The organism is Allobosea sp. 05T433 (assembly GCF_056396065.1).
The window spans coordinates 146,829-159,062 of record NZ_JBFTKS010000011.1 but is presented as its reverse complement, the minus strand read 5'-3'; the positions used below and the strand labels follow the sequence as shown (position 1 = coordinate 159,062).

General features: G+C 63.9%; 9 protein-coding genes. 4 read left to right on the top strand and 5 right to left on the bottom strand.

Features of this window, described 5'->3' with window-relative positions; all coding sequences use genetic code 11:
* Positions 1 to 71 precede the first annotated feature (71 nt).
* Both sufB and AC1DGP_RS17320 read right to left on the bottom strand, forming a co-directional pair.
* Positions 72 to 1,544 (bottom strand): Fe-S cluster assembly protein SufB, encoded by a 1,473-nt coding sequence (gene sufB / locus AC1DGP_RS17325; RefSeq protein WP_441491791.1) that lies wholly within the window; start codon positions 1,542 to 1,544, stop codon positions 72 to 74.
* Positions 1,545 to 1,605: 61 nt separating this feature from the next.
* Positions 1,606 to 2,811 carry a cysteine desulfurase family protein gene (locus AC1DGP_RS17320; protein ID WP_441491792.1) on the bottom strand — a complete coding sequence of 402 codons (1,206 nt, stop codon included), beginning with the start codon at positions 2,809 to 2,811 and terminating at the stop codon, positions 1,606 to 1,608.
* Between the two features lie 295 nt (positions 2,812 to 3,106).
* Here AC1DGP_RS17320 and AC1DGP_RS17315 point away from each other — a divergent pair, with 295 nt between their 5' ends.
* Positions 3,107 to 3,778: an alpha/beta hydrolase gene (locus tag AC1DGP_RS17315; RefSeq protein WP_113515436.1), complete on the top strand. Its 672-nt coding sequence runs from the start codon at positions 3,107 to 3,109 to the stop codon at positions 3,776 to 3,778.
* Positions 3,779 to 3,913: 135 nt separating this feature from the next.
* On the top strand, positions 3,914 to 5,158 hold the full coding sequence (tyrS, locus tag AC1DGP_RS17310) for a tyrosine--tRNA ligase (protein ID WP_441491793.1): 1,245 nt from the start codon (positions 3,914 to 3,916) through the stop codon (positions 5,156 to 5,158).
* Positions 5,159 to 5,200: 42 nt separating this feature from the next.
* Here tyrS and AC1DGP_RS17305 read toward each other — a convergent pair whose 3' ends face one another.
* Positions 5,201 to 8,668, bottom strand: coding sequence for a hypothetical protein (locus AC1DGP_RS17305; RefSeq protein WP_476832330.1), 3,468 nt, complete (start codon positions 8,666 to 8,668; stop codon positions 5,201 to 5,203).
* Positions 8,669 to 8,905: 237 nt separating this feature from the next.
* On the opposite strand from AC1DGP_RS17305, the gene AC1DGP_RS17300 reads away from it, so the two are divergent.
* Both AC1DGP_RS17300 and AC1DGP_RS17295 read left to right on the top strand, forming a co-directional pair.
* Complete coding sequence (locus AC1DGP_RS17300) at positions 8,906 to 9,370, top strand: peroxiredoxin (protein WP_441491795.1); 465 nt, start codon at positions 8,906 to 8,908, stop codon at positions 9,368 to 9,370.
* Positions 9,371 to 9,470: 100 nt separating this feature from the next.
* Positions 9,471 to 10,784 carry a M23 family metallopeptidase gene (locus AC1DGP_RS17295; protein WP_441491796.1) on the top strand — a complete coding sequence of 438 codons (1,314 nt, stop codon included), beginning with the start codon at positions 9,471 to 9,473 and terminating at the stop codon, positions 10,782 to 10,784.
* Positions 10,785 to 10,881: 97 nt separating this feature from the next.
* On the opposite strand, the gene AC1DGP_RS17290 is transcribed toward AC1DGP_RS17295, so the two are convergent.
* Together AC1DGP_RS17290 and AC1DGP_RS17285 are read right to left on the bottom strand one after the other, a co-directional pair.
* Positions 10,882 to 11,286, bottom strand: coding sequence for a DUF350 domain-containing protein (locus tag AC1DGP_RS17290; protein WP_441491797.1), 405 nt, complete (start codon positions 11,284 to 11,286; stop codon positions 10,882 to 10,884).
* 38 nt (positions 11,287 to 11,324) lie between these two features.
* Positions 11,325 to 12,200 (bottom strand): VOC family protein, encoded by an 876-nt coding sequence (locus AC1DGP_RS17285; RefSeq protein ID WP_441491798.1) that lies wholly within the window; start codon positions 12,198 to 12,200, stop codon positions 11,325 to 11,327.
* Positions 12,201 to 12,234: the final 34 nt, after the last annotated feature.

Sequence of the window (12,234 nt, the reverse complement as noted above, 5' to 3'; positions counted from 1 at the left end):
CAAGCATCCGCGGCTGGTGTCTGTTCAAGAAGGGCGTGGCTGGTCTGGACATGCCAGACCATGATGTCGCGCTAGCCGACGGAGCCTTCGAGCGAGATAGTGATGAGCTTCTGCGCCTCGACGGCGAACTCCATCGGGAGTTGCTGCAGCACCTCCTTGACGAAGCCGTTGACGATCAGCGCCACCGCCTCCTCCTCGGAGAGGCCGCGCTGCTGGCAATAGAAGAGCTGGTCCTCACCGATCTTCGAGGTCGTAGCCTCATGCTCGAAGATCGCGGTGGCGGTCTTGGCCTCGATATAGGGGATCGTGTGCGCGCCGCACTGGTCGCCGATCAGCAGCGAATCGCAGTTGGTGAAGTTGCGCGCGCCCGTCGCCTTGCGATGCGCCGAGACCATGCCGCGATAGGTCGAGTCCGACTTTCCCGCCGCGATGCCCTTGGCGATGATCTTCGAGGTCGTGTTGCGGCCGAGATGGATCATCTTGGTGCCGCTATCGACCTGCTGCATGCCGTTCGACACGGCGATCGAGTAGAACTCGCCGCGCGAGCCGTCGCCGCGCAGGATGCAGGACGGGTATTTCCAGGTGATGGCGGAGCCGGTCTCGACCTGCGTCCACGAGATCTTCGAGTTCTTGCCACGGCAATCGCCGCGCTTGGTGACGAAGTTGTAGATGCCGCCCTTGCCCTCGGCATCGCCGGGGAACCAGTTCTGCACGGTCGAGTACTTGATCTCGGCATCATCGAGCGCGATCAGCTCGACCACCGCCGCGTGGAGCTGGTTCTCGTCGCGCTTCGGCGCCGTGCAGCCTTCGAGATAGCTCACATAGGAGCCCTCTTCGGCGATGATCAGCGTGCGCTCGAACTGGCCGGTGTTCTGCTCGTTGATGCGGAAATAGGTCGACAGCTCCATCGGGCAGCGCACGCCCTTGGGGATGTAGACGAAGGAGCCATCGGTGAAGACCGCGCTGTTCAGCGTGGCGAAGTAGTTGTCGGTCACCGGAACGACGGTGGCGAGGTACTTCTTGACGAGCTCGGGATGCTCCTGGATCGCCTCGGAGATCGAGCAGAAGATCACGCCGGCCTCGGCCAACTCCTTCTTGAAGGTGGTGACAACCGAAACGGAGTCGAAGACGGCATCGACCGCAACGCGGTTCTCCGGCGCGACGCCAGCGAGAATCTCCTGCTCACGGAGCGGAATACCGAGCTTCTTATAGGTCTCAAGGATCGCCGGATCGACCTCGTCGAGCGATTTCGGCTGCGCGCCCATCTTCGGCGCGGCGTAGTAATAGATGTTCTGATAATCGATCGGCGGGTAGTTGACGCGCGACCAGGTTGGCTCCGTCATCGTCTTCCAGCGCCGGAAGGCATCCAGCCGCCATTCCAGCATCCATGCCGGCTCGTTCTTGCGCGCCGAGATGTAGCGGACCGTGTCTTCGGTCAGCCCCTTGGCGGGCTTATCGACTTCGATCTCGGTGACGAAGCCGTATTTGTACTCGGTCACGTCAATCGACTTGACCTGATCAATGGTCTCCTGGACCGCTGCCATATTCAGTCTCCAGTCGCGGGTTCAAGGCCCGCCGGTTCTTTCAAGATAGTCGCCGGAACAGTCAGGCCGCCGCCTGCCTCTCCCGACCGGTTTTCGCGGCAAGCGCCTTCGCGTATGCCGCAAGGAAATGAGCGATATCGGCCTCGGAAGTGGTCCATCCCAGGCTCGCCCGCAAGGCCCCTGCACTCATGACAGGGTCGACGCCCATGGCATCCAGGACATGCGAGCGCTTGACCTTGCCCGAGGAGCAGGCCGAGCCGGACGAGAGCGCTATGCCAGCGAGATCCAGCATGATCAACGCCGTTTCCGCCTTGATCCCCGGCGTCGCGAAGGCGCTGGTATTCGGCAGACGCGGGGTAGCGCCACCGAATAGAACCGTCTCCGGTGCGAGGGACAGGATACCGGCTTCCAGCATGTTGCGGAGATCCGAAAGCCTGGCCGCCTCGGTCGCGATGGCCTCGCCGGCGATCTCGGCAGCGACGCCGAAGCCGACGATGCCGGGAACGTTTTCTGTGCCGGCACGCCAGCCACGTTCCTGCCCACCACCGCGAACCGGCTTGTCGGCGAGTTCGTAGGCACCACTGCGGAGGACGATGGCGCCAACTCCCTTCGGACCGCCGATCTTGTGCGCAGACAGAGCCAGAACATCTGCGCCCAATGCGTTGATATCGATAGAAATTTTGCCGGCGACCTGAACCGCGTCGCAGTGCAGCAGCGCGCCGTAACGCCTGGCAATGACCGCTGCTTCGGCAATCGGCTGAATGACGCCGGTTTCGTTATTTGCAAGATGCAGCGAAACGAGCGCCCGCGCGCCGGGTTGCTCGCTGGCCAATCTCTGCAGCCGCGCCTCGAGCCAGGCCAGATCGGCAAGCCCCGTGGCATCGACCGGGATGGTTTCCGCTGCACCACCTGCGAAGCGATGACCGTCGCGGACGCAGGCATGCTCGGTCGCCCCATAGAGCAGAAGCGAGCCCGGCACGCGGATGCAATCGCGTCCGCCACTGCATTCCATCAACCCCGGCGAAAGCACCGTGGCATTGGCCTCCGTGCCGCCGCTGGTGAAAACGACGTTGGCCGGGCTGGCAGCGCAAAGGCGTGCGACCTGTTCCCGTGCCTTCTCGACAGCAGCCCGCGCCAGCCTGCCCTCACCGTGGACGGAGGATGGATTGCCGGGCATGCGCAACGCGGCCAGCATCGCCTCCGCCACGTCCGGGCGAACCGGCGTGGTGGCGTTGTGGTCGAGATAGCTGCGGGCTGACCCGGTCACGTTTGCGAAGCTCCGATCCAGCGGCGGCCTGGCCGGCACGAAATGCTTGAAATTGCACCCCTGCGCCGTGCTATAGCCGCCCATCCAACCGGCCGTGTTCCGGGACCGCAGGTTCGCCAAAACGGCAAACCGCTCGTTTGTTCCGGTCTTGTTCACGGCTGTTAGAACTATTCTAAGCGCTTGATGTAGGGCGCGAGCGGCAGGTCCGTCAAGGGCAGCGGGACATTTTGGACGGCAGTTTGCCGCCGATTTGCCGGTTGCGCGCGGCTCTGCCCCAACAAAAGGCGAGTGTGATATGCCCGAGGTGATTTTCAACGGACCGGCCGGACGGATCGAAGGTCGCTACCAGCCCGCAAAGAAGAAGGGCGCCCCGCTCGCCATCATCCTGCACCCGCACCCTCAGTTCGGCGGCACGATGAACAACCAGATCGTCTACAATCTGTTCTACACGTTCGTGAACCGGGGCTTTTCGGCGCTGCGCTTCAATTTCCGCGGCGTCGGCCGCAGCCAGGGCCATTTCGACCATGGCGCCGGTGAACTGTCGGACGCCGCCGCTGCGCTGGACTGGATGCAGGCGCTGAACCCCGAGGCCAAGAGCTGCTGGATCACCGGCGTCTCCTTCGGCGCCTGGATCGGCATGCAGCTGCTGATGCGCCGCCCGGAGATCGAGGGCTTCATGTCGATCGCCGCGATGGCGAACCGCTATGATTTCTCCTTCCTGGCACCCTGCCCTTCCTCCGGATTGTTCGTGCACGGTTCGGAAGACCGCGTGGCGCCGGTCAAGGAGGTCATGGCCGTGATCGAGAAGGTGAAGACCCAGAAGGGCATCCAGATCGAACACGCCGTGGTCGAGGGCGCCAACCACTTCTTCGATGGTCGCGTCGACCAGCTGATGGAGGCGGTCAGCCTCTATCTCGACCGCAAGGTCGGCCCCGAGATCAGCAAGGCCGAACAGGAACAGGTCTGAATTCAGCCCTCATCCCAGGGAGTCGCGAAGCGGCATCCCGAAGGGCGCTCCAGCGCATGCTGGAGACATCCTTCGGGACGCAATCCGCGGTTGCTCCTCGGAGATGAGGTCGCATTATGCAAACGAGCTTTCGCCATGACGACTTTCAAATCCGATCTTCTGCGCGTTCTCTCCGAGCGCGGCTATGTTCATCAGATCTCCGATCCGGAAGGGCTTGATGCGGCTGCGCTGAAGGGGCCGATCAGCGCCTATATCGGCTTCGACGCGACCGCGACGTCTCTTCATGCGGGCTCGCTGATTCAGATCATGATGCTGCACTGGATGCAGGAGACCGGCCACAAGCCAATCGCGCTGATGGGCGGCGGCACCTCGATGGTGGGTGACCCGTCCTTCAAGGACGAGGCGCGCAAGCTGCTGACGGTCGAAGACATCGAGCGCAACCTGACGGGTATCCGCAAGGTTTTTGCCCGCTATCTCGACTTCGACGGTGCGGCGAGCATGCTGAACAATGCCGACTGGCTGCTCGGGCTCAACTATCTCGAGTTCCTGCGCGATGTCGGCCGTCACTTCTCGGTCAACCGCATGCTGTCCTTCGACAGCGTGAAGATGCGGCTCGACCGCGAGCAGTCGCTGTCCTTCCTCGAATTCAACTACATGATCCTGCAGGCCTACGACTTCGTGGAGCTGAACAAGCGCACGGGCTGTGTGCTGCAGATGGGCGGCTCCGACCAGTGGGGCAATATCATCAATGGCATCGACCTCGGCCACCGCATGGCGAATGTGCAGCTCTATGCGCTGACGTCGCCGCTGCTGACGACGGCCTCGGGCGGCAAGATGGGCAAGACCGCCAATGGCGCCGTCTGGCTCAATGCCGATCTGATGAGCCCCTATGAGTTCTGGCAGTTCTGGCGCAATACCGAGGACGCCGATGTCGAGCGCTTCCTGAAGCTCTACACCAAGCTCCCGATGGACGAGATCGCCCGTCTGGCAGCCCTCGGCGGTTCCGAGATCAACGACGCCAAGAAGGTACTCGCGACGGAGGCCACCGCATTGCTGCATGGCCGCGAGGCTGCGGAAGCGGCCTTCGAGACGGCGCGCCGGACCTTTGAGGAGGGCACGCTCGCAGAGGACCTGCCGAGTGTCGGAGTCTCGCGGACCGCTCTCGACGCAGGTCTCGGCGTCCTGACCGCCTTCGTCACCGCCGGCCTGGTGCCCTCGACCGGCGAAGCCCGCCGGCAGGTCAAGTCCGGTGGTCTTCGCGTCAATGACGAGGTCGTCACCGATGAGCGCGCGGCGCTCGGGGCAGGCCATCTCTCGCCGGAGGGCGTGATCAAGCTCTCCTTCGGCCGCAAGAAGCACGTCCTGCTGCGGCCGGAATAGACGCCCCAAGTCGCGACACCAAGTCGCGGCGCCGAGCCAGGCTCAGCGCTGGGCCTGGCTCGGCGCAGGGACCGGTAGCCTGGCGGGGCGCTCCAGAGGGGCGCCCCCGAGCGGATCGACGAAACGACGCAGGATGCCGGGCGCAATCGCGGAGAGCGGATTGATCGACATGGTCGGCGCGCTGGCAGATCCCGATATCCGGAAATTCAGGGCGAACAAGCCGCCATACTGACCTCCGCCGAGGATCATTCCGACGACCGGCACCTGCGCGAAGGCGTTGTTGAAGGCATAGCTCGGCACGAAGGTGCCGCCTATATCGACCTTGTCGCGGCCGTAATCGACATTCCCCTGAAGCGTGAACCCGATCTGCTGACCCCAGATCACCATGTCCGAGACATCCAGGCGGCTGGCAGAACGGGTGAATTCTGCCCTCAGCTTGGTGAAGGCGACCTCGCTGGCGTCGATGCGTCCTCCCGCTCCGCCAACGCGATCGCCGGACAGGGCCGTCACTGCCTGCTCTCCGAGGACCCGCCGCAACGCCGGTTCGTCGCGCACGACGAAGTTGCGGAAGAGCAGCTCTCCGCTTTGGCGCGTGTCGCCCGGGCCCAGCGTCAGCACCAGATCGCCGCCGTGAGCCCGACGGTAGAAGTCAAAGAAGCGCAGCACCGAGCCGCCATTCTCCGACTGCAGGACAAGTGTGCCGGCGCCCTCACCTTGACGGGCCTGCCTTGCGGAAACGCTTGCCCGGCCGATACGACCGTCGAAACTCAGGGAGCGCAGGTCACCATTTCGCTTTGAGAACTTCAGCACTCCGTTGCCGATCGCCTCGTTGTTGAATCCGGTCAGGATCGGCACGTCGAGATCGACGTCGACATCGTTGCCGCGCGCGGCGTTCTTGTCGCCTCGCGCCGTCGGAGCCGCGCCGACCTGCAGGTCACGAATGAAGGGCCGTACATCGGCAACCTGCCCGCGGATCACCAGCTTCGTTACCGTTCCGTCACGCTTGGCCTCGACCTTGAGATTGTCGCCTGGGGATATCCGAAACTGCGAGAGGCTGGCCCCCTCGAACCCACTCTGCTTGTTGAGCTCGATCTTGCCACGGATCAGGACCGGCGACGCATCGAGCGTGAAATCATCGAGATCGGGACCATCGGCATCGACCAAGTAATTGAAGGTCGCCCGCCCCGCGCGCCCGGCGGGCTTGGCGAATCCGGGGATTACTCCGTCGATCGCCGCCTTGGTCAGATCGAGTTCGACACGCGGCGCGATTTCCGCGCCCTTGCCAAGCTGTTTCGATACCTTGACCTGCACGGGGCCGTTGACGCCGAGCTCCGGCCCGAAGCCGCGCTTCTGGCGGGCAGCGTTGTCGAGCGTGAAGGCGAGCGTCGCCTCGCCCTGTCCCTTCGTGTTCTGGCGGATCTCCATCTGCGCGCGTTCGCCGCCGACGCGGCCTTCGCCCCGGATCGAAAGGCCAGTTCGATCGAACCCGACCGTGAAATTGGCCGCTTCGAGCTTCTCGGTGGCGAGCAATGTATCCGAGGCAATGTTGGAGAGCGTGCCGGAGGTCTGGACCACGACATCGGAAGGCTGGATATCGTCGGCCATCGGCAAGGTGATGACGGTCTTCAGGTCACTGCTGCCCCGGATCGAGGCCGGATCGCCTGCTCCGGGATTGAACTCCTTGAGCGCGGGAAAGGTGAAGAGTGCCGCAACCGCGTCAGCCGGCCCGACGGAGCGGAAGCCGATCTTGGCCTGGGGACGCGGCGCCCAGGTATCGAGAATGCCAAAGCTGCCTTCGCTCAACGCGAGCTTTCGGCCATCACGCAGATCGGCTGTCGCCTTCGGGATGGTAAGCTGGACCGTCCGGCCGGTCGCGGTGCCGCTGACCGTGCCGTCGATCAGCGGCGGCAAACCGGGCCCCGGCAGATAGCGTACATTCGTCGCGTCCACCGTTACGAGCAGCGCCTTGTCGGGCATGCCTGCACCTTGCAGCATTCGGGCGTGATCTTCTGCCGGCAGGTCGACCTTGACATCCACCGCAGTGAGACGGCCTGCGGCCACCTCCCGGCTCAGCGAAGCGTGCAGATGGGGCGCAGTCCACTCCGGCCAGATTGCAAGGGCGGCCCGCGCGTCAGAATCCGTCGCCCGGATCCAGAACTGCTGATAGGGCGATTCGCCCCGCTTCTGCACAAGCCCGGTCATGTCGACCGCGATCAGCGGGCCGCGCAGTGAGAAACTCTCGATACGGACCTCCCCGGCCGAGCTGTCGAGGACGATGCCGCTCTGAATGCTGTCGATGGCGACCGCCGGATCCGAACCGACCCCGGCTATCTGTCCCTTGGCATCCAGCCCCACGCGCCAGACACCATTCTCTCCCCGCAAGCTGCCGGAACCACGCAGAACCGTCGGACCAGCCTTGAACTCCGCCGAGGTCACACGGAGATCAGCCAGCCCCGTTCCGCTCTCCAACTCGACATGGGCAGTATCGACCGAGATCGGTGCGACCGGGCTGTCGCGAAACGTGATCGTGCCAGGAAGGATGTCGAAGCGCGCCGACATCTTGCTTTCGCCGCCCGGGCGCTGAGCCAAGGAGATCTTGCCCTTCATCGGCAGCCCGTTGATCGCGACACTGGACGTGCCCACGGCGAGAGCAACAGCCTCGGCGGGCTCGAAGCGAACGACATCGATCTCCGCCCGCCGCGTTCCATCCGGATCGGCCGACAGGTCGATAGCGAGTTCCTTCCAGCGCGAGCCGGTCCGGCCCTTCATCGTGAGGCGGCTGACTCCGTTGCCGACACGCGACAATCTGATGTCGACATCCTCGAGACTGGTCCTCTGTCGACCATCGGGATCGACCAGCGCCAGCCTCGCTCCGCGCATGCCTGCCGTTTCGAGCGCGCCGAGAAGACCGTCTCCGGCCGCAACCGTCGCGACGGCTTCCATGATGTTGGTAAAGACGTTCCAATGGCTGGCATCTGGAATGGCGGGCGGCTGCACCACCGGTTCCGGAGGGGCCGCATCCGCATTCACGATCAATGCGCCGTCATGATTGACGCCGAGGCGCATGTTGACGCCACGCAGGTCGACCGACACCAGCCGGATTTCGCCGCGCAGCAGCGCCAGCGGCACATAACCGAGCACGGCCTCCGGAGCACGGAAGGCCGCACCGCTACGGTGACGGAACGAAACCTGCCTGACCCGGAGCTGGGCACGCCCGTCGATCCGGCTGAGCTCTGCGCTGCCAGCCTCGACCTGCCAGTCAGGACCGAGCCGTTCTGCAATCGCGGCCGAGATGCGGCCCTCCAGGCCCGAGAGCGGAATCATCCCGGTGACCAGCAGAGCGCCAGCCGCGCCCGCCAGCGTCACCACAGCGACAGCCACCGCCACCACGATCGTGACAAGCCCAGCCTTCGCGCGCCGCGCGACCGCAGCAACCTCGTCGCAGGTCGTGCTTTCGGGTGCCACAACCCGCGGCGGCTCCTGACCGACCTTGTCGTTACCTTCGTTCACCAAGGACTTTCGCGTTCTGAAAGGGGCCGAAATGCGACTTCGGTCCGGCTTCACCAGATTCTATGAGTCTTCGCCGGCTCTGAATGGCCGTATGCGGGTTACACGGATGTTGCGGCCAGACTAACCGATTCGGCTTCTGCTCCATCCAGGCTGGCTGGCGCATGAACGGGCGGCACACCCTGCCCATCGATTCCGTGCGCTCCTTGCAGCGCGATCGCGACGAAAGGAAGGCAATTCATGGGCTTGCAGGTGGGCGATCTCGCACCCGAATTCACATTGCCAAGGGATGGCGCAGGCACGATCTCGCTCGCCGACCTTAGGGGACGCAAGATCGTACTCTATGCCTATCCAAAGGACGATACCGAGAGCTGCACAAAGGAAGCCATTGCCTTCAATGGCTTGCATGCGGAGTTTGCCGCAGCTGGGGCCGAAATCGTCGGGATCTCTCCCGATCCGATCAAGCGTCACGATCGCTTCAAGCAGAAATATGCCCTCACCTTCCCGCTTGTCGCAGATGAAGCCCGCGCGGTGCTCGAGAACTACGGCATCTGGGTCGAGAAGAGCATGTATGGCCGCAAGTATATGGGGGTGGAGCGAACCACCTTTCTGATCGATCAGGACGGCCGCATCGTGCGGATCTGGCCCAAGGTGAAGGTCGCCGGCCATGCCGAAGAGGTGCTGGCGGCCGTTCGGGAGATGTGACACTCGCCGCAGAATGCTGAGCCGGCGCTGGCGATTTGCAAAGGATTAACCCTAACAAGGTCTACTCGCATCATCGGCAGCGTTACATCCGGTTTTGCGTATGACTCATCCCGCCTCGCCTGGCCCGGCCCTTCCCGTCACGGGACTGGCCTCACACAAGAGCTACACGATCCGCCGTTCGACAGCCTTCGCGGGGCTCTCGCTTCTGGCCCTTACGACCGCCTGGGGCGGTGTGACCGGCTGGTACATCCTCAGCAAGGACGATATCGCGGCGCGGCTGATCGCCCGCGAAACCACCCGGCAATATGCCTATGAAGACAGGATCGCGGCGTTGCGCGCCGATATCGACCGGCTCGCCAGCCGCGCCCTGCTCGATCAGGATGGCGTCGAGGCTCGTGTCGACGAACTGGCCACGCGTCAGGCCGAGCTGGAGAGCAAGCAGGCCCTGGTCGCTGCCGTCACCGAAACTCTGCAGGCCGGCGGCATTGCATCGCCTGCAAAGGTTCCACTGCGTTCACGCCTGATCAAGGCGGAGGAACCGATCCGCGCCTCCAGCGTCTCAAGCTTCGCGCCGATCACCTCAAGCAAGCCGATGCCCGCTCCCGACGCTCCCGGGCTCCGCAGCTCGGAAGAGCACAAGAGCGTCCCCTGGCAATCGGGCGAGGCGGAGGAAGCTCCGCAAGCACCCGCGCAACGCGTCGCAGAATCGCTCACCAGGCTTGACCAGTCGCTGTCGGAGACCGCAACGGCGCAACTCGCCGCGCTACGCCATATGGAACAGTCGCTCGCCGAATCTCAGAAAACACTGCGCGGGGCGCTGGCGGAGACCGGGCTCGACACCGACAAGCTTGCCGCCACGACGACGATCGCCAAGGGTGTCGGCGGCCCCTTCGTCCCCTTCAAGGTCGATGCGTCCGCCGGTCCCTTCGAGGCCACATTGAGCGCCCTGCAACCGCGCATATCGGCGGTCTACCGGCTGCGCGGTCTTGTCGAGCAATTGCCCCTTCGCAAGCCGATGCAGGGCGAAGTCGACATGACCTCGAACTATGGCTATCGCGTCGACCCGTTCACCCGCAGCCCGGCGATGCATACCGGCATCGACTTCCGCGCCGAAACCGGCACGCCGATCCGCGCCACCGCGCCCGGCAAGGTTGTCTCAGCTGAATATACCGGCGGCTACGGAAACATGGTCGAGATCGAGCATGCGGGCGGCATCACCACGCGCTATGCTCACATGTCTGCCATCAGCGTTTCGGCCGGACAAATGGTGACGAGCGGGACCGTGGTCGGCAAGGTCGGCACGACCGGGCGCTCGACCGGCCCACATCTGCATTACGAAACCCGGATCGAGGGCGAGCCCATCGACCCGACGCGCTTTGTCCGCGCCGGGAGCAAGCTCGCCAACCAGCTCTAAAGCATCGGCCCGAAAAGTGGATTGCAGTTTTCGGGTGAGCCGATGCAATCAAGGAAGGCTAGCCCATCGGACTGGATATAAAATCCGGTCTGATATGCTAGAAAGTCATCGTCGCCGCGTTGATGACGCCGGCCGCAAGCGAGGCGGCACCCAGGAACAGTGCGGCGGCCAGCTCACCGGCAGCGATCCGCGCTGACAGGTTGGGCAGCACGAGCCTGACCAGGAAATAGACCAGCAATTGCACCACGAGGGCGACAATGCCCCAGACCACGAGGTCGATGATCGTCGTTGCATGGACCACGGCGCTCGACAGCGGCAGAGCAAAACCCGTGAGACTCAGCCCCAGCGAGAGTGCCGCAGCGACGTTGTTGCGGCGGATCAGGCCGAATTCATTATGCGAGGTCGCCAGGGTGTAGATCAGCAGATAAACGGCGACGAGCCCGAGCGACGCTGAAAAGAAAAGTGCAAAATCCGGCAGTCGCGCCAAAGCTTGGCCGAGCATCGTCATCCCCTAAGTGATTCTGTGCGCGATCCTGCGCTTCAGTTCGCCTCGAACGCAACCATGCAACCCATGGCGGTGCTGGCCGGCACGACGATGCGACCACCGATCTGTCGCCACTCGACCTCAGCCGCGTCCAGAACCCCACGCACCCCATCGAGATCCTTCACCGCGACCGCGAATCCGGCGAAATGCGGATCCTTTCTCCCCTCCTCGACGCCGAAGAGCTGGTAGGCGGCATGCGGCGTCAGAATATCGACGCGGCCGCGCGGAAGGGCAGCGCTGATGCCGAGCGAATTGGATTTCAGACTGCGCTCGCCAGTGTAGGCCGAAAGGAAAACGTGGTGGTCGGTCGGGTTCTCCGCGACCATGACGGCAGAGGCCAATGCCTGTACGCCGTTCTGATGCTGCTGAAAGGCCGGATTCCAGAAATTCTGCGGCTCGTGCTGCTGGCAGACGAAGAAACCGCAAGCGGGCGCCGATGCGTTGCGGGCAAAGGCCAGCGAAAAGGCGACACGGACCTCGTTGCCATCAGGACTGCGCGCCTGACGCTCAAAGAGAAACGGCTCGTAGTCGCCGATGCCGGCTGCTTCGAAAATCTGCGCATCCGCCTTCGCATCGCGACTTTCGAGAACCAGCATCGACAGGCCTTCTGCTCGGGCGAGCTGATCGCGGACGAAGGCTCCGAAGGAAAAGCGCCGATGGGCATGGGGTGGAATGGCCCCGGAGTCGCCGATCGTGATCAGCTCCAGGAAGGCCCCCGGAAACTGGACGATGCGGTTCTCCGTGCCCCAGGGATGTCGATTGCGGGCTCCAACCCTGAAGCCCATCTTCGCATAGAGTTGGCCGGCAGCATCGAGGTCACGCACGCCGATGACGAGATGATCGAGGCCACGTGGCCGATTGGGCTGGGACATGTCGCGAATCGCCGTTGCTCAGGCCGCGCGTTGC

What these genes read in the sequence shown, in the direction of transcription:
- AC1DGP_RS17300 (WP_441491795.1), top strand. Translation starts at nt 8,906, where the DNA reads ATGGGCTTGCAGGTGGGCGATCTCGCACCCGAATTCACATTGCCAAGG.
- sufB (WP_441491791.1), bottom strand. Translation starts at nt 1,544, where the DNA reads ATGGCAGCGGTCCAGGAGACCATTGATCAGGTCAAGTCGATTGACGTG.
- AC1DGP_RS17315 (WP_113515436.1), top strand. Translation starts at nt 3,107, where the DNA reads ATGCCCGAGGTGATTTTCAACGGACCGGCCGGACGGATCGAAGGTCGC.
- AC1DGP_RS17295 (WP_441491796.1), top strand. Translation starts at nt 9,471, where the DNA reads ATGACTCATCCCGCCTCGCCTGGCCCGGCCCTTCCCGTCACGGGACTG.
- AC1DGP_RS17285 (WP_441491798.1), bottom strand. Translation starts at nt 12,200, where the DNA reads ATGTCCCAGCCCAATCGGCCACGTGGCCTCGATCATCTCGTCATCGGC.
- AC1DGP_RS17290 (WP_441491797.1), bottom strand. Translation starts at nt 11,286, where the DNA reads ATGCTCGGCCAAGCTTTGGCGCGACTGCCGGATTTTGCACTTTTCTTT.
- tyrS (WP_441491793.1), top strand. Translation starts at nt 3,914, where the DNA reads ATGACGACTTTCAAATCCGATCTTCTGCGCGTTCTCTCCGAGCGCGGC.